21 protein-coding genes are annotated in these 22,830 nt (G+C 45.3%); 20 read left to right on the top strand and 1 reads right to left on the bottom strand.

The genetic code is table 11. The features are described 5' to 3' along the window. A partial coding sequence (locus tag G5332_RS04960; RefSeq protein WP_421311153.1) for an integrase core domain-containing protein occupies positions 1–327 on the top strand: 327 nt, incomplete at its 5' end. A 191-nt stretch (positions 328–518) separates the two neighbouring features. On the opposite strand, the gene G5332_RS04955 is transcribed toward G5332_RS04960, so the two are convergent. After that, the gene (locus G5332_RS04955) at positions 519–1,325 is read right to left on the bottom strand and encodes a DeoR family transcriptional regulator (protein ID WP_323912670.1); all 807 of its coding nucleotides are present in this window, start codon (positions 1,323–1,325) and stop codon (positions 519–521) included. A 279-nt stretch (positions 1,326–1,604) separates the two neighbouring features. Here G5332_RS04955 and kbaZ point away from each other — a divergent pair, with 279 nt between their 5' ends. The 19 genes from kbaZ (at position 1,605) to G5332_RS04860 (ending at position 22,825) form a co-directional block, all read left to right on the top strand. Beyond that, positions 1,605–2,900, top strand: a complete 1,296-nt coding sequence (gene kbaZ / locus G5332_RS04950) for a tagatose-bisphosphate aldolase subunit KbaZ (protein WP_216951768.1) — start codon at positions 1,605–1,607, stop codon at positions 2,898–2,900. A gap of 12 nt (positions 2,901–2,912) precedes the next feature. Then, positions 2,913–4,106 (top strand): SIS domain-containing protein, encoded by a 1,194-nt coding sequence (locus G5332_RS04945; RefSeq protein WP_216951767.1) that lies wholly within the window; start codon positions 2,913–2,915, stop codon positions 4,104–4,106. Positions 4,107–4,242: 136 nt separating this feature from the next. Then, positions 4,243–5,442, top strand: a complete 1,200-nt coding sequence (nagA, locus tag G5332_RS04940; protein ID WP_421249113.1) for an N-acetylglucosamine-6-phosphate deacetylase — start codon at positions 4,243–4,245, stop codon at positions 5,440–5,442. Further along, positions 5,433–6,287 carry a tagatose bisphosphate family class II aldolase gene (locus tag G5332_RS04935; RefSeq protein ID WP_216951765.1) on the top strand — a complete coding sequence of 285 codons (855 nt, stop codon included), beginning with the start codon at positions 5,433–5,435 and terminating at the stop codon, positions 6,285–6,287. Before nagA ends, G5332_RS04935 begins: the two co-directional genes overlap by 10 nt. Before the next feature lie 391 nt (positions 6,288–6,678). Then, complete coding sequence (agaV, locus tag G5332_RS04930; protein ID WP_216951764.1) at positions 6,679–7,179, top strand: PTS N-acetylgalactosamine transporter subunit IIB; 501 nt, start codon at positions 6,679–6,681, stop codon at positions 7,177–7,179. A 49-nt stretch (positions 7,180–7,228) separates the two neighbouring features. Beyond that, positions 7,229–7,993: a PTS N-acetylgalactosamine transporter subunit IIC gene (gene agaW, locus G5332_RS04925; RefSeq protein ID WP_216951763.1), complete on the top strand. Its 765-nt coding sequence runs from the start codon at positions 7,229–7,231 to the stop codon at positions 7,991–7,993. Next, positions 7,983–8,885 (top strand): PTS system mannose/fructose/sorbose family transporter subunit IID, encoded by a 903-nt coding sequence (locus G5332_RS04920; RefSeq protein ID WP_216951762.1) that lies wholly within the window; start codon positions 7,983–7,985, stop codon positions 8,883–8,885. The genes agaW and G5332_RS04920 overlap by 11 nt, the downstream gene beginning before the upstream one ends. A 61-nt stretch (positions 8,886–8,946) precedes the next feature. After that, positions 8,947–9,387: a PTS galactosamine/N-acetylgalactosamine transporter subunit IIA gene (gene agaF, locus G5332_RS04915; protein ID WP_167566946.1), complete on the top strand. Its 441-nt coding sequence runs from the start codon at positions 8,947–8,949 to the stop codon at positions 9,385–9,387. Positions 9,388–9,556: 169 nt separating this feature from the next. Beyond that, the gene (kduI, locus tag G5332_RS04910) at positions 9,557–10,387 is read left to right on the top strand and encodes a 5-dehydro-4-deoxy-D-glucuronate isomerase (protein WP_421230732.1); all 831 of its coding nucleotides are present in this window, start codon (positions 9,557–9,559) and stop codon (positions 10,385–10,387) included. A gap of 65 nt (positions 10,388–10,452) precedes the next feature. Continuing rightward, positions 10,453–11,208, top strand: coding sequence for a 2-dehydro-3-deoxy-D-gluconate 5-dehydrogenase KduD (gene kduD / locus G5332_RS04905; RefSeq protein ID WP_213393752.1), 756 nt, complete (start codon positions 10,453–10,455; stop codon positions 11,206–11,208). Between the two features lie 15 nt (positions 11,209–11,223). Beyond that, the gene (locus G5332_RS04900; RefSeq protein ID WP_421230731.1) at positions 11,224–12,270 is read left to right on the top strand and encodes a glycoside hydrolase family 88/105 protein; all 1,047 of its coding nucleotides are present in this window, start codon (positions 11,224–11,226) and stop codon (positions 12,268–12,270) included. Between the two features lie 180 nt (positions 12,271–12,450). Next, on the top strand, positions 12,451–13,686 hold the full coding sequence (locus G5332_RS04895) for an anaerobic sulfatase maturase (protein WP_421230730.1): 1,236 nt from the start codon (positions 12,451–12,453) through the stop codon (positions 13,684–13,686). A gap of 97 nt (positions 13,687–13,783) precedes the next feature. Then, positions 13,784–15,256, top strand: a complete 1,473-nt coding sequence (locus tag G5332_RS04890; RefSeq protein ID WP_421230729.1) for a DUF2264 domain-containing protein — start codon at positions 13,784–13,786, stop codon at positions 15,254–15,256. Between the two features lie 254 nt (positions 15,257–15,510). Further along, entirely contained in the window at positions 15,511–16,464 is a 954-nt protein-coding gene (locus G5332_RS04885) for a sugar kinase (protein ID WP_216951757.1), read from the top strand. Beyond that, complete coding sequence (locus G5332_RS04880; protein WP_421249115.1) at positions 16,461–17,102, top strand: bifunctional 4-hydroxy-2-oxoglutarate aldolase/2-dehydro-3-deoxy-phosphogluconate aldolase; 642 nt, start codon at positions 16,461–16,463, stop codon at positions 17,100–17,102. Before G5332_RS04885 ends, G5332_RS04880 begins: the two co-directional genes overlap by 4 nt. After that, complete coding sequence (locus G5332_RS04875; RefSeq protein WP_216951756.1) at positions 17,099–17,695, top strand: DJ-1/PfpI family protein; 597 nt, start codon at positions 17,099–17,101, stop codon at positions 17,693–17,695. Before G5332_RS04880 ends, G5332_RS04875 begins: the two co-directional genes overlap by 4 nt. A 289-nt stretch (positions 17,696–17,984) precedes the next feature. Further along, the gene (locus G5332_RS04870; protein WP_421249116.1) at positions 17,985–19,538 is read left to right on the top strand and encodes a sulfatase-like hydrolase/transferase; all 1,554 of its coding nucleotides are present in this window, start codon (positions 17,985–17,987) and stop codon (positions 19,536–19,538) included. A gap of 40 nt (positions 19,539–19,578) precedes the next feature. Continuing rightward, on the top strand, positions 19,579–20,298 hold the full coding sequence (locus G5332_RS04865) for an oligogalacturonate-specific porin KdgM family protein (RefSeq protein ID WP_101150273.1): 720 nt from the start codon (positions 19,579–19,581) through the stop codon (positions 20,296–20,298). 70 nt (positions 20,299–20,368) lie between these two features. After that, entirely contained in the window at positions 20,369–22,825 is a 2,457-nt protein-coding gene (locus G5332_RS04860; protein WP_421249117.1) for a polysaccharide lyase 8 family protein, read from the top strand. The last annotated feature ends 5 nt before the right edge of the window (positions 22,826–22,830 follow it).

Here is a 22,830-nt window from a genome sequence, read left to right as displayed (position 1 = left end):
TGCCCATCCGGTGTGCTATTTCACTCCGACCAGGGCAGCCAATATGGCAGCCGGGCATTTCGGCAACGACTGTGGCGTTATCGCATAACCCAGAGCATGAGTCGTCGTGGAAACTGCTGGGATAACGCCCCGATGGAGCGACTGTTCAGAAGCCTGAAGTCAGAGTGGCTCCCGGCTATGGGATATATGAGCTTGCGAGAGGCGAAACGAGATATCAGTTATTACCTGATGGATTACTACAACTGGCGGCGTCCACATCACCACAATGACGGGATACCGCCAGCAAAAGCCGAAGAATGGCCTAACCAAGTGTCCGGATTTAGTTGACCACTACATCCTGATGCTTTACCAGCCCGATGAGGGGAGTTGCTTCGTCTGTCTGAAGCCCCAGAGCCAAGTCGCAAATGGCCATCACCTAGCCGGCTATCCCGGTTTACGGTTACTCGCCAGAGGTGACCGTATGAGTATCGGTATGACCCTGACCGTGGTGTTTGGAGGCTAAAGTAATGCTGCTTTGATCAGTGGGGATCCGCCGGTACCAGCAGGACCTCGATCCCGATATCATGTAAACCTTTTAGTAGTTCAGCAGGCAGGGCGTCATCGGTGATCAGCGTATGGATGCGCTGAGTATCAATGATCCTATGCAGGCTGGAGCGACGAAACTTGCTGGAGTCGGTGATCACAATGATTTGCTTGGCAACCTGACACATGCAGCGGTTAAGGCGCGCTTCATCCTCGTGATGGGTACTGATGCCGCGCTCGAGGTCGATGCCATCCACCCCGAGAAACAGCTGGTCAAAATGGTAGTTTTGCAGGGATTGCTCGGCCTGTGCCCCATAGAACGAGAGTGATTTGCGGCGCAGTTGACCGCCGGTCATCAGCAGCTCGACCCCCTCTGCCTCCAGCAGTGCATTGGCTACGTTCATACCGTTGGTCATCACCAGGATCTCCTGATGTTCGCGCAGATGACGAGCCACCTCCAGCGTCGTGGTGCCCGAGTCGAGGATAAGTCGACTCCCGGGTTGTACCAGTGTGGCTGCCAGCGCGCCGATCCGCTGTTTGACCGGCGTGTTGAGCACACTTTTGTCGGCAATGGTTCGCTCGGGGACGGCCTGATTGGGTTCACACAACAGAGCGCCCCCGTAGGCGCGTACAGCAATCCCTTGTTTTTCCAAGAATGCCAGATCGTTGCGAATGGTGACGGTAGATACCTGAAACTGTGCTGATAAGTCATTGACTTGTACGCTGCCATGGCTACGTAGTTGCTGGATGATACGCTCACGGCGTTCACTGGTGCCGATAGTACTTTTCTCGGTAATTTGCATTATTCCGCTCTGTCCGTATTAGTTGTCCTGTCTGCACATGGACTTTCACTTTATTGCATTTTGCGTATTAACGCTTAGTGGACAATCCAAATCAAGTCTTGGCCTTGCGCTTTGTGACAAAAAAATCACTTCAGTCAAAGCCCTTTCTTTTCCTTTTGTTTTTCGTGATCTGGCTCATAAAAAACATGTCATTTCATTTCATTTCGTTTTCGTCAGGTTTATCTTTTTAGAAAAGAAATGAAATGTCACTGCTAGTTTTTCGATGGCCTTGGAGGAGAAGTGAAAGGTATCGCTCAGTTAATAGAAAGAAACAAGAATGGGGAAGCAGTTGGCATCACCTCGGTATGTTCTGCTCACCCGTTAGTGCTGGAAGCTGCATTAACGCTGGCTAAGATAGAAGGAAACGTTCTGCTGGTAGAGGCCACCTCTAATCAAGTGGATCAATTTGGTGGCTATACCGGTATGACACCTGCAGATTTTCGCGAACGTTTATACCAGTTGGCAGATCGCTGTGGTGTTGAGCGTGAGATGGTGATCCTTGGTGGCGATCACTTGGGTCCAAATCGATGGCAGGGACTTTCTGCTTCCGAAGCCATGGCACATGCAGAAACGCTTATTGCCACATATGTGGCGGCAGGTTTCAAAAAAATCCATCTTGACTGCAGTATGGCTTGTTCCGATGACCCTTTATCACTCAGTGATGAAGTGGTTGCCGAACGTGCAGCTAGGCTTGCGGTAGTCGCTGAGCGTACTTGTTACGAGAAGTTTGGGCGCTGCGACCTGATTTATGTGATTGGCACCGAAGTCCCCGTTCCTGGTGGGGCGCATGAAGATCTCTCAGAACTTGCGGTAACAACACCTCAGGCTGCGCGTTATACATTGGAAGCACATCGAGCGGCCTTTACTCGTCAAGGTTTGGGGGATGTATGGTCACGGGTCATTGCGTTAGTCGTGCAGCCGGGCGTTGAATTTGATCATACGAGAGTGGTTGATTATCAAAGTGGCAAGGCTATTGGCTTGAGTCTGATGATCAAGGAATACCCCCACATGGTGTTTGAAGCCCACTCGACGGATTATCAAACACCTCAGGCTTACCAGCAGTTAGTACGTGATCACTTTGCAATTCTCAAGGTCGGGCCTGCACTCACGTTTGCTTTGCGTGAAGCGTTGTTCTCATTGGCTGCTATTGAATCGGAATTAGTGACTGCTAGTGCTTGTTCAAGACTACGTGATGTGCTCGAGCAGACCATGTTGGAGCAGCCTGGATATTGGCAAAGCCACTATCAGGGGAGTCCTAATGACAGACGTCTGGCTCGAGGTTACAGCTATTCGGATCGGATTCGTTACTACTGGCCTGAGCAGCGGGTAGATGAAGCGTATGCCTGTCTGTTGGCCAATCTTGAACAAGAGCAAATTCCATTGCCACTGCTGAGTCAGTATCTACCAATCCAATATCAAAAAGTGCGTGAGGGGCTGCTTTCTGCAGATCCCCACAGTCTGATTCTTGATCAGGTTCAGGAAGTGCTGCGGCACTATTCTCGGGCTTGCTGTCCCCAGCCTGAAATGGCTATGTGAGGTATTACAGTCATGATTCTTGGTTATGAAAAAGAAACATTAATCGCAGCCAAAGGAATTGCTACTGCGAGTGAAATTCAACAACAGCCTGCGACATGGTTAGAAACATTAGGCATGGTCGATAAGGAAAGAAACGCCATAGATCAGTTTATTACTCCCTTACTAATGCAAGGTAATCTGCGAATTATTCTGACCGGCGCAGGGACATCTGCTTTTGCGGGGCGTGCGTTGGCCCCTTATTTATCGGCACGTCTTAACGGTAGAGTGGAGTCGATCCCCAGCACAGATATTGTTACTGATCCAAAAGAGTATCTGGACCAAGATACCCCGACGTTACTTGTTTCGTTTGCCCGTTCGGGAAACAGTCCTGAAAGTGTGGCAGCTGTTGATTTGGCTAGCAGTTTGGTAAGCAAATGTTACCACTTGGTTCTCACTTGCAATGCTGAAGGGAAACTATATCAGCGTTGTCAGAAGGAGGGTCGATCACTGGCACTGTTGATGCCGCCTCAGACCAATGATCGTAGTTTTGCCATGACAAGTAGTCTCACCAGCATGATGTTGACCTGCTTGACTGTATTTTTGCCGAAACGGTTCAACCAGCATGCTTGCACTTCACTGGCAGGCGTCAGTGAGGCCATCCTGAAACAGGTCGTTCAAACGGTGCCTGCATGGAATGAACCACTCCCACAACGAGTTATCTATCTTGGTAGTGGCAGTCTGCAGGGTGTTGCACAAGAAGCAGCGCTTAAGTTGCTGGAGCTGACCAGTGGGCGGTTGATTGCCATGTTCGATTCTCCTACCGGATTTCGTCACGGACCAAAATCAGTGGTCGATAGCAATACTTTAATCGTGCAGATGATCTCCAATGATCCCTATACACGACAATATGACCTTGATTTGTTAAATGAGCTGCGTCGTGATGGTGTTGCTGCACGAGTTGTTGCCCTGGCCGATATTCCTGACAATCGGATTGAGGCTGGTGAATATATTTACCTTCCACAGACTCAGCGCGGCGATGATGCAGAGCTGGCATTTTGTTACCTGCTTTATGCCCAGTTCTACGCATTCCATACATCCATGATGCTTGGTATCAATCCGGATAATCCATGTCCGAGCGGTCGTGTTAATCGAGTCGTGCAGGGGGTCACAATCTATCCGTATCCCGAGCAGAACTTGAGTAAACCGTCATGTGCAACAGTTTACTGAAGCAAAGTTATCCATCTGTGAACTGGTTCCAATTCACAGGAGCATGGACCCACTCTATGCGTTCAGAGTTGGGAAAGCTTTATTCAGGCGGTGTCAGGAATGATGGCATTAATTACCCGACAGGGGAGGATCTTTAATGGTCGAGCGGATCAGGGCGCGCCATCTGTTAACCGAAACAGGTTGGCGAGAGGCCTGCTGGCTAGAGCATGAGAATGGCTGGATAACGGCGATAGGCTCTCTCTCTCAAGAAAATATGGGGTTTGATGTCGAGCTGCTGGTGCCTGCGCTGATCGACGGTCATGTCCACGGCGGAGCTGGCGTCGATGTCATGGATAGCGATGGCAATGCCTTGGCTACCTTGTCGATGGCCAAGGCGGCAGAAGGAGTCGGTGCTTTTCTTGCCACCACGGTCACCGCCCCACTCCCCGAGATAGAGCAAGCCCTTGCTCGCATTGCCGATAGCGTTGCCCGCGGCATGCCGGGCGCCGAGCTGCTCGGCTGCTATCTCGAAGGGCCCTACTTCACTCCGGACAACAAGGGCGCCCACGATCAGGCGCTGTTTCGGGAGCTGGATATTGCCGAACTGACCCACCTGCAACAGCTGGCGCGCGGCAGCCTGAAGGTGGTCGCGCTGGCACCGGAAAAGCCCAACGCCATCGCGGCCATTCACCATCTTGCCGCAAACGGCGTGCGGGTAATGCTGGGTCACTCGGCGGCGGATCACGACACCACCATGGCGGCACTGGCGGCAGGCGCCTCCGGGCTGGTGCACTGCTTTAACGGCATGCGCGGCCTGCACCACCGCGAACCCGGCATGGTCGGTGCGGGCCTTGTCCATCCCGCAGCCTGGCTGGAGCTGATCGCCGATGGCCATCATCTCCACCCGAGCGTGCTCAAGCTCTGTCACTGCTGCGCTGGCCAGCGCCTGCTCTTGGTCACCGATGCGATGCGCGCTGCCGGTATGCCCGACGGTCACTATCTGCTTGGCAACTATCGGGTCGAGATGAAAAACGGCGTGGTACGCACTGAAACCGGCGGTCTGGCGGGCAGCACCCTCACCCTGCTTGGCGCCGTACGCAACATGGTGCAGCTGGCGGATGTGCCGCTCGATGAAGCCATCGCAATGGCCTCGCTGGCACCAGCAAAGATGCTCGGCATTGCCGATCGTCTCGGTTCACTGGCAGTTGGCAAACAGGCCAACCTGCTCGCCCTCACCACTGAACTCAATCAACAACACATCTGGGTGGCTGGCCGGGAGATAAATCCGACCAACCTTTCCTCCCTTTTCTCAGGATCTCGCGTCAATCAGGACGCTCAGGAGTCACTATGTATCTGATCTCTTCCCATGAAATGCTCAAAGATGCCCAGCGCCGTGGCTACGCCGTACCGGCTTTCAACATCCACAACCTGGAAACCGTGCAGGTGGTGGCTCGCACCGCCGCTCGCATGCGCTCTCCGGTGATCTTGGCTGGCACCCCGGGCACCTATCGCCATGCCGGGGTCGAATATCTGGTCTCCATCTGTCAGGCAGCTGCTCATGAGTACCGCATCCCGCTGGTGCTGCATCTGGATCACCACGAAGACGAGCAGGACATCCACAACAAGGTCGAAGCGGGCATTCGCTCGGCCATGATCGATGCCTCGCACTTTCCGTTTGAAGAGAACATCGAGAAAGTACGCAGTGTGGTCACTTTCTGCCATCGCATGGGCGCCAGCGTTGAAGCGGAACTGGGCCAGCTGGGTGGTCAGGAAGATGACCTCATTGTCGATGCCGCAAATGCCAAATTTACCGATCCGCTGAAGGCGGCCGAGTTTGTCCGCCGTACCGGTATCGACTCGCTGGCCGTGGCCATCGGTACCGCACACGGCCTCTACAAGGAGGAGCCCCGCCTCGACTTCGCCCGCCTCGCCGCCATTCGCGAGCAGGTAGATATTCCGCTGGTGCTGCACGGCGCCTCCGGCGTACCGGAGGCCGATGTGCGCCGCTGCATCGAACTCGGGATCTGCAAGGTCAACGTTGCGACCGAACTGAAGATCGCCTTCGCCGATGCGATGAAAGCCTTCCTTGGCTCCCATCCGGATGCCAGCGACCCGCGCCAGTATCTGGTGCCCGCCATGGCCGCCATGGAGGAAGTAGTCGAGGCGAAAATCCGTATGTGTATGAGTGAGAACCGTATTTGATTTGGATAGGTTATCTATTGCCTGCGATGTATATCCGTTTGTTGACGTCTATTAACGTACTGCAATGAGCTGGATTCATCTGTTTACTAGCCGCAAGTGAGATGCATTCTTATAGAAGAAATTAACCAGTTAGAAAAAGCATTGGGGAGGCTTCCTTCTTTCGATGTCTTTTTATTAACTTCGTGAAAGCGATCTCATTTTCGTTTTCTTTCAATTTATTAATGTCTGGACTGGCGTTAAGCTAAGTAAAACACAGTTAGTGCGGCGGGGACGAATAACGACATCAGGTATGTGCCTGCAAGCATAATGATGTTGCTAGTTAATTTAATCAGATGGCTTAGTGTGTTGCCTGCATATATGCCGGTATGCCTATAACATAGGAATGAAATATATGACAACTCCAAATATTGTATGGACTAGGATTGATGAACGTTTGTTACACGGACAAATTCGTATCACATGGGGTAAACACACAGAGGCGAATCTGATTCTTGTTGCTAATGATGATGCAGCAGAAGGCCCCAATGCTGCCTTTATGCAAGCTGGTATGAAAGCTTCCGCAGGTGGAGAATATGCAGTTAGATTTTTTACTATTAAAAAGACAATTGATGTGATTCATAATGCATCAGATAAACAGCGAATATTTATTCTTTGTAATAACCCGACAGATGTTGCTCGTTTGGTAGAGGGAGGGGTTCCGATCACCCACTGCAATATCGGGAATATGCATTATCATGAAGGCAAGAAGCAAATCGCAAAAACAGTGTCTGTTGATGATAATGATATTAAAGCATTTGAGAGTATGACCCAAAAGGGGGTATGTTGCACGGTTCAAAATACACCTGATCAAAACGCATTGGATATCTTTGAACTGGTTAACGGCGCCGCCTGACATTAAAAAATAAGATATATTTACATTTACTTTCAAAAAGGAATTAAGCATGTTTTTCGAAGCTATGCTTGTCGCAATATGGGCATTTTTTTGTGGTATCGATAAATATGATGTCGCACTAAATATCCACCGCCCGATTATAACCGGTCCGGTAGTTGGATTGATTATGGGGGATATGCAAATTGGCTTGGTTGCGGGGGCTACTCTGGAGTTAGCTTGGTTAGGATTGGTACCTAACGCAGGTGCTCAGCCACCTGATGTCACAATGGGCACCATCGCAGCAGTCGCATTTGCTGTGATGACTGGTCAATCCGCAGAAGTGGCTATGGGTGTCGGGATGCCCATCGCAGTCCTGATGCAGATGCTAGTGATTGGTTTCTTTGCATTGACTTCTTTCACTATGGGCAAGGTGGATCGTTACGCTGAACAGGCTGATGCATCTGGTATCGATCGATTATTGATAGCGACAATCTCACTACGCTCCATGCTCTACGCTGTCATTGCATTTATGACAGTCTATTTTGGGGAGCACGGTGCCGCCTGGATAGATGAAAATGCACCAACAGTATTACTTGAAGGGTTGGGCATCGGTGCCAAAATGGTGCCGGCGATTGGTTTCGCCATGCTGCTAAAAATCATGTGGTCCAAAGAAGTTGCAGGGGTGTTTTTTATCGGTTTTGTAATGACAACCTACTTGAAGTTGCCAATCATGGCTGTTGCAATCTTGGGCGCATCTGCCGCAGCACTTTATTACTTCTTTAGTGGAAATACCAACTCAAACAAGCAAGCAGAGGAATTTGAAGATGGCATCTGATATTACAATGTCTCCACTGAGGAACAATGTCGAGGCATCTCAAGTAAAAAATCATTCATTGGTAGATAATATCGATGCTTATGAAGATACCGCTGTACGTAAAGTCATCACCAAGAAAGATTTGTGGATCTGTTCTTTACGTGGCTTGTTTATGGAGGGCAACTTCAACTTTGAACGAATGCAGGGTGGTGGTTTTGCGTACTCCATTATTCCTGCTTTAAAAAAGATTCATGGTAATAATAGAAATGATCTAGCCAAAGCATTGAAAAATCATCTGCAGTTCTTCAATGCAAGTCCGAAATTATTTACCTTCCTGCTAGGTACAGCTATCGCAATGGAAGAGAATAAAGAAAAACCGTCTACTGTCAACGTAATGAAAGTGGCTGGTATGGGCCCTACCGGTGGTATTGGCGATGCGATCGACCACATGACGTTGATGCCATTGACATTAGCACTGGGGGCGTCGATTGCCATTGAAGGATCGATTGCTGGTCCGTTTGTTTTCTTCCTGCTGTATCAGATTGTGCACTTTTTTGTTTATTTTGGTTTGATGTTCATGGGATACCGTGCTGGTACTGCAGCGATGGTAAACATGAGTGATGCAACAGAAAAGTTGGCAAAAGCTGCCAATATCATGGGTATTTTCGTAATCGGCGCACTATCGGCAACATTTATCAAGTTACAGACGACAGCATCCTTAGAGCTCGGTGGTAAAACGGTAGAGCTTCAAGCTTCGTTGTTTGACAAAATCATGCCTAATCTATTGCCGTTAGCATTGGTATTTTTTATGTTCAAGATGGTTAAGGGGACCGGGTTCTGGGCGAAGCCACCAGTGCTTATTTTCTCAACCTTGGCCGCTGGGGTAGTCGGGCATTACCTTGGGATTATTTAAATACGCTGATAAATACTAATGGGGTGGGATATCCCCCACCTATTTAAGAGGGATAAATTACATGATCGGTATTGTAGTGTCTGGACATATCAACTTTGCATCCGGAATGCAGTCTGCAATGAAAGCGATTGTGGGGGAGCCGGAGCAGATGCGCTTCGTCGACTTTGTCGAGTCCATGTCGACGGATGATTTGGAGACTGCTCTGAGAAATGCAGCTCAGGAAGTTAACTCTGACGATGGCGTACTGTTTTTAACAGATATTCCTGGCGGTTCACCAGCAAATCGAGCATCCGTCATTTTAATGGATTCTGATCAGGTAGAGGTATTGTCTGGGGTTAACTTACCAATGATTGCAAATGCCGCATTTGAACGTGACGGTGCATCATTGCATGAGCTGGTCGATATTCTTCAAGATATTGGTAAAAGTACAATTCAGGATATGAGAAAGGCACTGGAGGCTGCCATTGTTGAGGAGTGCATTAGTGAGGAAGAGGGTCTTTAATAATGCTCTTCATTCATTATTACGTGGGAGTCTTATAAGGTGTTTGCCCCTGCATTATAAGGAATTAGTTTTCACGACTTCTTTGTCATGAATGAACAGTCAGTAATGCACTGATGGCTAGTTATTTTCATCGATGTCAGTGGCTGTGGTTATAACTTGAGGTTTTAAAATGGAAATTCGTCAACCCATACACAGTGAACATGCGAAACACTTAGATACAAGTGGCCTGCGTCGCCATTTTCTGATCGAAGAGATGTTCCAGCAGAATAAAATCAATCTTACCTATAGTCACATAGACCGTATCATCGTTGGTGCCGCTGTACCGCTTGGTGAGCCTCTTTCCCTGGAAGGTGGGAAGGAGATCGGGGTTGAGTTCTTTCTACAACGTCGTGAGTTGGGTGTGATCAACATCGGTGAGCCAGGTTTGGTGACTGTTGATGGTAAGACTTTTGAGATTGGTGCTCGTGAGGCTCTCTATGTTGGCATGGGGGCGCGTGAAATTGTATTTTCTAGCGTAAAACCGGAGCATCCTGCACGTTTTTATCTTAATTGTGCTCCGGCTCATCATGCTTATCCGACACGCAAAATTTCTCGTGAAGAGGCTGCTCCGGAATCTTTGGGAAGTCAGGGAAATTGTAACGTTCGCACCATCTATAAATACTTGCATCCTTCGGTACTGCCGACTTGCCAGTTGCTGATGGGAATGACAGAACTCGCTCCAGGCAATCTGTGGAATACCATGCCTTGTCATACCCACGAACGCCGCATGGAGGTTTATCTCTATTTTGATATGAGTGAGAACAACCTGGTTTTCCACTACATGGGGGAACCTCAGGAGACTCGGCATCTGGTGGTACGTAATGAACAGGCGGTAATCAGTCCGAGTTGGTCTATCCACTCTGGTGTCGGTACTTCGGCTTACACCTTCATTTGGGGCATGGTCGGTGAAAACCAGACTTTCCACGATATGGATCATGTTGCCATGAGTGATTTGAAGTAAACCCTACCAATTAATTTATGCGGGTTGCTTGACGCAAGCCAATCCGCCTTGTCGCAGGAAGAAATATGAACATGTTTGATCTCATGGGTAAAGTCGCTATGGTGACCGGCTGTAATACCGGTCTTGGACAGGGCATGGCATTGGGTCTTGCGCAGGCTGGGGCTGATATCGTTGGTGTCGGTTACGAACCTGCTGCTGAGACACAGGCAGCCATTGAAGCAATGGGCCGGAAATTTCACTACATCACAGCAAATTTGATGCAACAGGACTTGCTGGGTGCAATTGTCTCAGAAGCTGTCGAAGTAATGGGTGGTGTAGATATTCTAGTGAATAATGCTGGTATTATTCGCCGTCAGGATATTCTCGAGTTTACAAATAAGGATTGGGATGACGTGATTAATATCAACCAAAAGACGGTATTTTTCTTGTCACAGGCGGTAGCCAAGCAATTTGTTAAACAAGGTCGGGGTGGCAAGATCATCAATATTGCCTCAATGCTCTCGTTCCAGGGCGGTGTGAGAGTTCCTTCCTATACAGCCAGTAAGTCTGCGGTAATGGGTCTGACGAGAGCTCTGGCCACTGAACTTGCTCATCACGGCATTAATGTTAATGCCATTGCGCCAGGCTATATGGCAACAGATAACACAGCTGCTTTACGTGCAGACGAGGCTCGTAACAACGCAATATTGGAACGGATCCCAGCGAATCGTTGGGGTGCACCATCTGATCTGGCTGGCCCTGCGGTATTCTTGGCATCTGCTGCCAGTGACTATGTGAACGGCTACACATTGGCCGTTGATGGCGGCTGGCTGGCTCGTTGATAAGGAGAGCTGACTATGTCATCAGTAGCTAGAGCTGAGGTGCTGGCAGCGATGAAGCGTGTATATCGCTATCAAGCGGCCCATCAGACCCGTAGTGTGATTCGTCGTAGTGGCAAGGTTCGATTTATTAAAGATACAGATTGGGAGCGGGGGGTATTTTGGTCTTGTGTTGCGAATGCATGGCAAGCAACGGATGACACGGAGTACCTGGACGGGGTGATGAACTACACCCTGCATACCGGCTTTCGGGCCGGCCCCAACCCACGATTTGCTGATGATCACGTGTGCTGCCAGGCCTACCTGGATGTCTATCCATTGGTCAACCAGATTGAAGCGCTGGAGCCGACCATCAAGGCCCTCGATTTGATGCTGGAGTCACCTGCTCCTGGCCGTCAGGATTGGTGGTGGTGTGACTCTTTATTTATGGCCCCCCCCGTGTTTGCTGGGCTCTCCCAACTGACAGGTGATCACAAGTATCTGGATTATATGGAGCCTGCATTTTGGGATGCGGTGGATCATTTATTTGATCCACAAACCGGCCTTTTCTTTCGTGATCATCGCTATATCCCTGATGGAAAAGGGGGGGAGTTGCGTGAAGCAAATGGAGAGCTGGTTTTCTGGAGTCGAGGGGTGGGTTGGGTACTGGCCAGTATCCCTCGCTTGCTAGCACGAATGCCTGATGACCATCCCTCACGGGAACGTTACTTGACACTGTTTTGCGGCTTGGCCAAGACAATATGTCGTTATCAACAGCCGGATGGATTTTGGCGTACCAGTTTGCTTGATCCGGAGCATTTCCCCGCTCCAGAAAGCAGTGCAACGTCATTGTTTTGTTATGGTTTGGCCTGGGGGATCAATCAGGGGATTCTGGCTCGTGATGAGTACCTCCCATCTGTACTTTCATCCTGGCAAGCATTACTCGGTTGCATTCATGAAAATGGCATGATGGGTTGGGTGCAGTTGCCTGCATTTAATCCCCGTGATGTTCAGCGAGACCATAATATTGACTATGGTGCTGGCGTATTTTTGCTTGCTGCCACAGAGGTGATGCAACTCATATAGTGTCGTGGCGTACATAAGTCGCAATGATATGAAAACCCAGTTCAGTTGGCTGGGTTTTTTCTTTTATGTGTTTTCATTTTCTTTTTGCCCGTTGTGTTAATTGTGAGTCGACACAACAAATACTTTCATATGGTTTCGTATACTACGGTTACAGCTTCAATTTTTAAAGTATCGGTATCAATGAGCATTATTCAAAAGAGTCAAACAGCATTTCATATGATGGCGAAGCCAACAGGCTATCGCTGTAATCTCAAGTGTGAGTACTGTTTTTATCTGGAGAAAGAACACACCATTCATCAGGATAGTCCCACTGCATCACAGACTATGTCAGATGCGACCCTGAAGCGTTACATCCGGGAATATATCCGCTCTCAACATAGCCAGCAGATAGACTTCTCATGGCAGGGGGGAGAACCGACTCTCGCAGGCTTGGATTTTTATCGCAATGTGGTTGCGTATCAACAGCAATATGCGGATGGAAAGCATATTACCAACAGCTTTCAAACCAATGCGATCGGGATTAATCGCCAATGGGCCGATTTTTTTGCCAAGCATAATTTCTTGGTTGGTGTGTCAGTAGATGGACTACAAAGTGTGCACGACGCATATCGTGTTTCAGTGAATGGTAACCCAACATTTGAGCGGGTACAGCATGCGATAGAATTACTGACGGAGTTTGGCGTAGAGTTTAACACCCTGACTGTAATTAATGATAAAAATTGGGATAAGGGGCGTGACACCTATCTTGCGCTGAAAAAACTGGGGGCAAATTTCATGCAATTTATTCCTTTGGTTGAGTTGTCACCTGCTAGTCAGGCTGATAATAATGGCCATTATACACCTATGCCAAATCCAAAATTAATGGATTTCTCTGTGCCTGCACATGGATATGGTCGCTTTATGAATGATGTATTTGATGAGTGGTGTAGGGCTGATATTGGTAAAGTTTTTATTCGCATATTTGACAGTATATTAGCTGTATGGATGGGATATCCCGCTTCTCTATGCATTCACTCAAAAGAGTGTGGGCAGGCAATCGTCATTGAGGCCAATGGTGATCTTTATTCTTGTGATCATTATGTATATCCGGCCAACAAACTGGGCAATATCCATCTACATTCACTTGTCAGTATGGCTACGGGCAAGATGCAAAAAAGATTTGGTACCGCAAAGTCACAGAAATTGACCGAGCAATGCAAGCGATGTGAGGTCTATTCACTTTGTTATGGTGGATGTCCAAAACATCGAGTGTTATCGATATCCGGAGAGCGGTATCGTCATAATTATCTCTGCACATCATATCGCCAAATATTTTATCATACTGCTCCCAAAATGCAGATGATGGCTGAGGAGATACAACGTGGTGGAATTGCAGCGAATGTTATGCATAGGCATTGGGTAATGCTAGAGACATAATTAAAGCATTGCTTTACCTCAGCATTGATAATATGAGTATACATAATATTTTATCTGTTAGATAGCCATGTAATTATTTGAATATGAGAGGGTTTAAATGAGTGACATTAAAATAACTAAACGACCAATTGTCCCGTATGAAAATCCGGACTGGGCCATGTATTTTCATCTTTTTCAAGAAAACTTACTAAGATTTTTTCACAAAAAACGTTCATATACACACAATGATAATCATATAGCAAAGGTTTTCTCGATACCTCAGGCTGGATTAAAATATCAGTGTAATGAGTTAGTAAAATATGTGGCTGAGGCGTTTGATCATTATGCTGTTTGGGATTATACCCATGCTTATTATCCCGGACGACCAAGCCAGCAGAGTGCTCGAACTGATGCCATGGAGGGGGCTAGCCGGTTGTTACCTACTTTGGCTGCCTGGTTATATTCAAAGGGGCCAAATGAAAGCAATTTAGCCTTGGCAGATGGTCGGCAGTTATCGCCGGCAGATATCATTCATGCAGCTTTTCTTGCTGGAACAGACCCAAATCACCCAGGCTTTTGGGGAGTGATGCATGACTGCGATCAACGTATCTGTGAAAGTGCGGATTTAGCATTGACTCTATGGTTGAGCAGGGAACATGTTTGGATAAGATTTAATCATGATGAACAAGCTAGAATAGTAGCTTGGTTTAGTCAGGTAAATACATTAATTACTGTTGATAATAATTGGCATTTATTTCCACTGACCGTTCAGTTTGTCCTGAAATCGTTAGCTGGTGTGGATCATGTAGACCATGATAAATACGAAAGGATTAAAGAGTTTCATGTTGGCGCTGGGTGGTTTCGCGATGGTGCATTAGGTAACTATGACTATTATAATGCGTGGGGTTTTCATTACTCATTTTATTGGCTAGACCAAATCCTTCCTGATTTTGACCCTGAGTTTATTCGTGGCACTCTAGCTGAATTTGTTGCTTCCTATCGTTATTTTTTCACTACGCAGGGATTACCCTTTTTTGGCCGTAGTGCTTGCTATCGACTAGCTGCAGCAGCCCCTCTGATTGCAGCTGCAGATCACGGCATCTTGCCACCAGGTGAAGTGAAGCATGCTTTTAGTTCTTCGCTTTCTTATTTTATTTCGAATGGGGCATTGGAAGCAGGCCTTCCAACCCAAGGAGTATTTGGGTGTGATGATAGGTTAATAGATAACTACAGTGGCCCAGCAAGTAGCCTCTGGTCTTTGCGGGCCTTGAATATGGCTCTCTATTGCGGGGATCGAAGTGGTCTCTGGGAGGCGAAACCATTACCACTACCGGTCGAGCAAGGTGATTTTACTCTTGCGATACCTGCTATTGGACTCCAGCTGCAGGGTGTAAGGGAAACAAATGAAGTGGTTGCGCTGTTTCGTTTTGATTATACCGCGCAGCAGAGTCCTTTGACGCGACGTTTGGAGCAGCAACGCTGGTGGAATCGTTGTAAAGAATGGGTCATAGGAAGGGCAGAAAGACCGAAAAACAATCTGCTTCGAAAGGGAGTTACCTGTTACACCTCAAAAATGTTTCATTTTTTCTAGTGTAACTTACGATTCTTTTTTATTTTATGTGATCAAGATCTTTGCGATTGTCATTTCGTTTCGTTATTCTTCCATTGTAGTTTAAATCGAAACTATTGGGGCATGATGTGTTCCAGTGCCAGTAAGATACTTGCAACATGGAACGTGTTTGCTCGTTGCAAACTTATGAACTGGGTATGCGGGAATGCGTCAACTCTTTCACTGATAGTAAATGGTGACTCATATGTACCTTACGATTAAGGTGAATAACTCAAATGGATAAACAACCTGATGGTATCGCGCTTCTCGGTGAGTGCATGGTTGAATTGAGCGGACCTGCATTCGGCATTCAGCAGCAAGCGTTTGGGGGCGATACCCTGAATACCGCTATTTATCTCTCTAGATTATTACCAGATCTATTTCCTCGTTATGTTACTGTACTGGGCCATGATCATTACAGCAATGGTATGTTGGAACGTTGGAAAGAAGAGCAGATAGATTGCTCTATGATATTGCGAGATCAGAAGCGGCTTCCTGGCCTGTATGCCATCGAGATAGATAAGCAGGGGGAGCGTTGTTTCCATTATTGGCGTAATGAATCCGCAGCACGTTTTCTCTGTCAGCATGAGAAATTTACATCATGTATGGATAAACTACATAGTTTAGAGTTGCTTTACCTCTCTGGGATCAGTATCGCTATTTTACCTGAAGAGGATAAGGAGATATTGATTTTGGCTTTACAGTCACTTAAAGCCGCTGGTGTCACGATTGTATTTGACTCAAATTATCGTCCTCGTCTCTGGAATAATCATGCTCATGCGGCAATGTGGATTAATCGGTTATATCAACTGTGTGATATTGCGTTGGTAACTGCAGATGATGAAAGTTTGCTGCTGGATGAACCTCAGAGTTCAGAGATGATTATTGAGCGTTTGCACCATCTTGGTGTTAGCCAAGTTATTATCAAATTGGGTAAAGAAGGTGCTATGTGGTCCGTACTGAATGTTGGCTGTGGATTGAGTCGAGGTGAACAGGTCCAGAATGTGATCGATACGACAGCTGCTGGTGATTCGTTTAACGCGGGGTTTTTGGCTGCTCGACATCATAAGCTATCGGTAGCGGAGTGTTGCCGATGGGGTAACAAGGTCGCTGCAGAAGTTATACAGCATCGAGGCGCCATCATTGGCCGCCACTATATTGAGACGTTAACGAAGGAGTTGAAATCATGATGAGCAGGTGGCAAGAGCGGTTGGGGAAATTAAAAGTAGTCCCAGTGATTCAGATCGACAATGCCATGGATGCAGCCATGTTGGGTTCAACTTTGGTTGAAAATGGTTTGCCTGCTGCCGAGATCACCTTTCGCACTCCAGCAGCAGCAGAAGCTATTCGTCAAATAAAGGCAACAATCCCTGATATTATTCTTTGCGCTGGAACAGTATTGACACGGGAGCAAGCGGATCAAGCTATTAGTGCCGGTGCTGACTTTGTGATCAGTCCCGGATTGAATCCAAATATTGTTAAATACTGTCAGGATGCAGAGATCGGGATTATTCCAGGTGTAAATAATCCTAGCCAAATAGAACAGGGGTTGGAGCTGGGACTTCAACTATTGAAATTCTTTCCCGCAGAAGCCTCTGGTGGTGTAGCTATGCTGAAGTCGCTGGCAGGACCATATCCCCAAGTTAGATTTATGCCTACCGGAGGAATTAACTTGAGTAATTTGCTGAGCTATCTGGCATTGCCGCAAGTATTAGCCTGCGGTGGTACTTGGATTGCCACTCCGTCAGCTATTAATGGTCATGATTGGGACTCTATTGGTCTTAATGTGAAAAATACTATCAGTTTGATTTCTAAGGGTTCCGTATGAATGGTTTTAAACATGTGGCGGTGCTATTGGCTGATGGATTCGAAGAGGCTGAAGCGGTCGTATTTATCGATATAATGCGAAGGCTGGATATTAAAGTAGATGTACTCTCATGCATGGCAATAACAAAAATATCAACATATTTCGGTACCAGAATTGAGGCTGATGCTCTTCTGGATGAAAGGGTAGATTTTCTGTATGACGCCATTATGATGCCTGGTGGCCCCAAAGGAACCGACAATCTTTTTGGTTCTTTATATGTTCACAAGTTCATTACAAATCATATTGCTAACAATAAATTAATTTGTGCGCTTTGTTCTTCAGGTGCAAAGGTTCTTGCTGCACATAACTTGTTACAACATCATCAATATACCTGTGGCAGCGGATTGGAGAAGAAGTTTTCTGATGGTGCATATGTTGATAAAAAAGTTGTTGTGGATGGGCAGTTCATCACAGGCAAGGGCCTCGGTGTCAGTTTTGAATTTGCATTTACTGTTGCCCATCACTTATTAAGTGACAATCAAGCTAAGGTAGATTGGCAAGCACAACATATCTATTTTGAACATTGGCCGCTGTCTGAATTGGATAATGGTTAGTTTTGGCAAGGTGCTGATGGTTTATTGGGAATGTAAAAGTCATCTCTTCGGGGATGATTTTTTACATCTATTCTCACTTCACTTCACTTCACTTCACTTCACTTCACTTCACTTCACTTCACCTGATCTGCCACTGTCTTTTTTTGAAATAAAAAGCACACACCTGCGCTTTCATTTTGTTTGTGTGATCTTGGGCACTATGCCTTTCCTTTCTTTTGGTTATCATTCAACTGTTGGCAAGAGTTGAAAGCAAAGGTATCGAAATTTTCTATCATTTCTGGAGTGAAACATGTCCATCTCTCGGCGTGATTTGCTGAAGGGACTAGCGGCAACCGGCGCGGTCGCTATGACTTCATCAATTTCAGGGTGTCAAACATCACTAAGTGGAGGCGCATCCACTGGGCGTATCAATGGAAAAACAAATCTATTAGTTGTATTTCCAGATGAGATGAGAGCTCATGCTCTTGGATTTATGGGGCAAGACCCATCATATACCCCTAATATAAATAGATTTGCGAAAGAGAGTGTTGTTCTTCGGCAAGCTGTATCCAATTTTCCGCTTTGTACCCCATTTCGTGGTATGTTGATGACGGGGCAATATCCATATCGTAATGGTATACAAGGTAACAGCCATACTGGTATGCCTGGCCAGTTTGGCGGAAAAGACTTTGGTATTGAGTTGAAAAAAGGCTCGGTGACTTGGTCAGATATTCTGAGCCAGCAAGGCTACTCAATGGGGTATATTGGTAAATGGCACCTCGATGCCCCCAGTGCGCCTTTTATTCCAAGTTATAATAACCCAATGGAGGGGCGTTATTGGAATGATTGGACGGCACCGGATCGTCGACATGGTTTTGATTTTTGGTATTCATATGGTACGTATGATAAGCATATGTCACCTATGTATTGGGCCAATAATACTCCTCGTGATAATCCGATAAAAGTAAATCAGTGGAGTCCTGAACATGAGGCCGATATTGCGATAAAATATCTCCGTAATGAAAATGGGTCTTATCGCGATAAAGATAAGCCATTTGCACTTGTAGTATCAATGAATCCCCCCCACTCCCCATACGATGAGATACCCAAAAAATATCTAGATAAGTTTGATGGGAAGACATCGAAAGAATTGAATAGTAGGCCAAATGTTCAATGGAATAAAGAGTATCTAGAAGGATATGGTCCCCAGTATTTCAAAGAATACATGGCTATGGTTCATGGTGTTGATGAACAATTCGGAAGAATATTGGATGAGTTGGATAGCCTAGGGTTGAAAAATGATACATTAGTTGTATTTTTTTCAGATCACGGTAGTTGTATGGGTTCAAATGGTGAACCGACAAAAAATGTTCATTATGAGGAATCGATGAGGATTCCAATGATTTTTAGGTTGCCAGGGAAACTAAAACCAAAACAAGATGACTTACTTTTTTCTGCTCCTGACATATATCCAACAATATTCGGGTTACTCGATTTTGAAGCATTAATACCCGATACGGTAGAAGGGAATAATTATGTTAAAACCCTGAGGGGGGAAGCTGGTGATGTTGTGCCGACATCACAGTTTTATACTTTCATGCCATATGGTGCGCAATCATATGGCCGACGTGGAATTAGAACTGAACGCTATACGATGGTTATCGATCGGAAGATAGGTAAGTCGTTGACATATATTTTGCATGATAATCATAACGATCCTTATCAATTGCATAATATTGCTAGTAATAACATGGATTTGATTAATCAATTAACAGAAAACGAACTAATCCCATGGTTAGAGCATACTGGTGATCCATGGCGTCCAACAGAGGTGCCTGTTGGCGTATTGAAAGCATATTCATAACATATTGTAAAAATAATAATTGGAAACAGGAGTTATTTAAATGAAAGGCTATGTCAAATTTTTACCTATTGCTTTGCTTTCTCTTTCGATTAGTCAGGCATGGGCAAATGATTATAAGACAACGGTGGAATATCGTCATGGTTATGCTGATGGCTCGAAAAAACATGACGATAGGTTTAAGGTTTATGTTGATACGGGGAAAAATATAGGATTTGAGCTTGATGCTCGATATGGTAACAGTAATCCATCCCAAGTTTTTGATTCTACATATCTTGACGGCTCTGAGTTATGTGCATTTTATTATAAAGCCTTAAATAAAAATTTGACGGGCTTGGTTGGCTCTTCATTCGATGTATCATCAAATGGTGCTGTTCATATTCCATTTGTAAGGTTGAATTATAGCTTCGATAATGGTTTTAGAGTTCAAGGTCGTTATAAATGGAAGTTTTGGGATTATGAAACGATAAATCCAGTCACAAATTATGGGTATCGTTCTAAAATACAAGAATTTGATGCATGGGTTGGTTATAAATATAATGATTTTGACTTTGAATATCAGCTCGATTTGTTTAAGCAAATGGCGAGTGGTGCAATGCCAGAATTTAATGGGAAGGAGTATGATACTCAGCATAATATTAAAGTTAGTTATGCAATAGATAAAAATTGGAAACCATTTTTTGAGGTTGGCAATCTTAGAGAAGATCGTTATTCAGATAACCGGCAAACTCGCTATCGTATTGGTATAAAATATACATGGTAAGGTGATTAATATGCATAAATAAAGCTGGTGGTTAATTTCTTCAGCTTTATTTTTAATTGAAAGGAGTAAGATGATGGGTTCTATAAAAAAAATTGCACTGCTTACATTTTTTATGAGTAATCTAACCGCAGCTCATGAGTTGGCACCGGATTATAAGGTTTTGGCTGATAAATGGACTGAGGCCATTATTGGTGTGTCAGGTCAAGAGTATGATAGCTATCAACTTGGCATGATCAATAAAATTAATCAGGATGCGGTAAAGTACCTCAATTCCTTGATTGTAACTGATACTAGGAATTCGCTTTGGAGCGATCTTCCATTCGATTATGCTAATGGTGGCAAGGTTGTTGGCCCGAATATTAGAGCATCAATGCTCAGATTGCTCACTATGGCAAAGGCATATCACTTCCCAGGTGAATTACAAGGAAATAGTATTTTGCTATCAAGCATTATCAGTTCCTTGGATTATTTGGTTAAGGAACACTATAAAGTTGGAGCGTTGGAATATGGCAACTGGTGGGATTGGGAGATTGGTATACCAAAAACGACAAATGATATATTGACCTTGATTTATCCTGATCTTACATCTGAACAAATTAAAAATTATACAGAGGCCAGTAGATATTTTTCGCCATTGCCAGACCGGAATGGTGTTAGTGAAGGGGCTAGCGCTTCCAGCAATCCTGTTAATCGTGAAGCTACAGGTGGCAACCGTACTGATATGGTACAAATTGTACTTGTGCGTGGAATAATTTCGGAAAGAGAAGACGAGATTAAAAACGCACTAAATGTATTACCTCAAGTTCTGGATCCTGTAACAACGGATGATGGATTTTATCATGATGGATCCTTTATCCAGCATGGTGATATTCCATACACTGGTACTTATGGTAATGTTTTACTTGAAGGTGTTGGTAAGGTGATGAATCTAATGGCTAATTCAAAATGGCCTGCAGACGATCCAAAGCTATTAAGAGTGTATAATATTCTGTATAAAAGTTTTTTCCCTTTTATGTATTCTGGACAAATGCTGGATATGCAAAATGGTCGAGCTATTGCCAGAGGTGAGCGGCAAAATCATGTAGAAGGTCATGCAGTTTTGGCATCTATGTTTAGATTCATTGATGCAGCAACCATAAATGATAGAAATAAAATATCAGAATTTATAAAAGGGCAAATCATTTCAGATAATACAAAGGGTTTTTTGCAAGGGCAGCAAGATTTCGTTATTTATAATAAAGCAAAAAAATTAATTGAAGATACAAGCATACATCCTGTAGTTCAATCTCCTCAGGCATCTTATTTTCCAGACATGGACCGATTTGTTTATCAAGGAAACGGTTATACTTTTGCCCTGGCATTGCATTCTGCCAGAGTCGGAAATTTTGAGTGTATGAATAATGAGAATAGAAAAGGTTGGTTTACTGGTGATGGTGCGACCTATCTATATAATGCAGATCTTCTGCAATATACTGACTATTGGCCTTTGATTAACCCATACCGGGTTTCTGGTACTACCATTGATTTAACCGAATCGTTGGGTGATTGCACAAATAATAATAAAGTCGCATCGAGAGTTGGTAAAAACAAGCAGGTTAATATGCAGAGAGTTGGTGGTGCTGCATACAAAACATTAGCTGCTATTGGTGCTGACTTCCATAATCATAATGATAGTATCAGTGCATTGAAGTCTTGGTTTGTTCTTAATAACAAAATTATAGCTGTTGGCTCAGATATTCGCAGCAATGAGAATGTCGAGATGGGAACGATAATTGACAGTAGGAAATTAAATGCAAATGGAACTAATAAAGTAGAGGTAAATGGTGTTTCTATTTCGCCTGATGTAAAGGAAGAGTATAACAATGTAACTTCATTTCTTGTTGAAGGGAATGTTCATGGGGCTAATGTAGGTTATTGGTTCCCGAAAGGGACAGACATTGTAATGGAGAAAAAACGCGTCTCTGCTAATTGGTCGGATATAGGTACAACAAAAAAAGCGGTCAATGGGTATACGTTAGCGTCATTTATTCCACAGGACGAGCATGTGTCTGGCTACCAGTATGTTATTTTAAATGGAGTCAATAGCCATGAGTTAAATGAGTATGCCAATAATCCAGATATTAGAGTGACTCGCTCAGATAATAAAGCACATATTGTAGAGGATACCAATCGGGAAAACATATTAGCCAATTTGTGGGGTAATGATGAGGTTTCTGTTGGAGGTATTAAAATATCATCTCCAGTATCTATTATATTAAATAAAGACTTTGATACATTGACACTAAGCCTTAGTGATCCAACAAGAACATTAACACAAGTTGAATTAATCACAGATGCTAACTTTAATGTTAAAGTTGATCCGGAAGGACGAATTAGTGTTAAAGGTGATACTGTGACTGTTAATCTTGAGTCGTTAAGCGGAAGCACTTACCATTTTGCACTTGAGCGTGATAATAGTACCTATATTGACAGCTATCGAAGTGATGATAAGAGTGGTGGTGCAACCGTCGATGCTCTCACCAAGTAGTTCCT

Origin of the sequence: Aeromonas sp. 603757 (genome assembly GCF_049171255.1) — a bacterium.
In the GTDB taxonomy this organism is placed as follows: Bacteria; Pseudomonadota; Gammaproteobacteria; order Enterobacterales; family Aeromonadaceae; genus Aeromonas; species Aeromonas veronii_A.
This window is presented reverse-complemented; position numbering and strand designations above follow the sequence as displayed.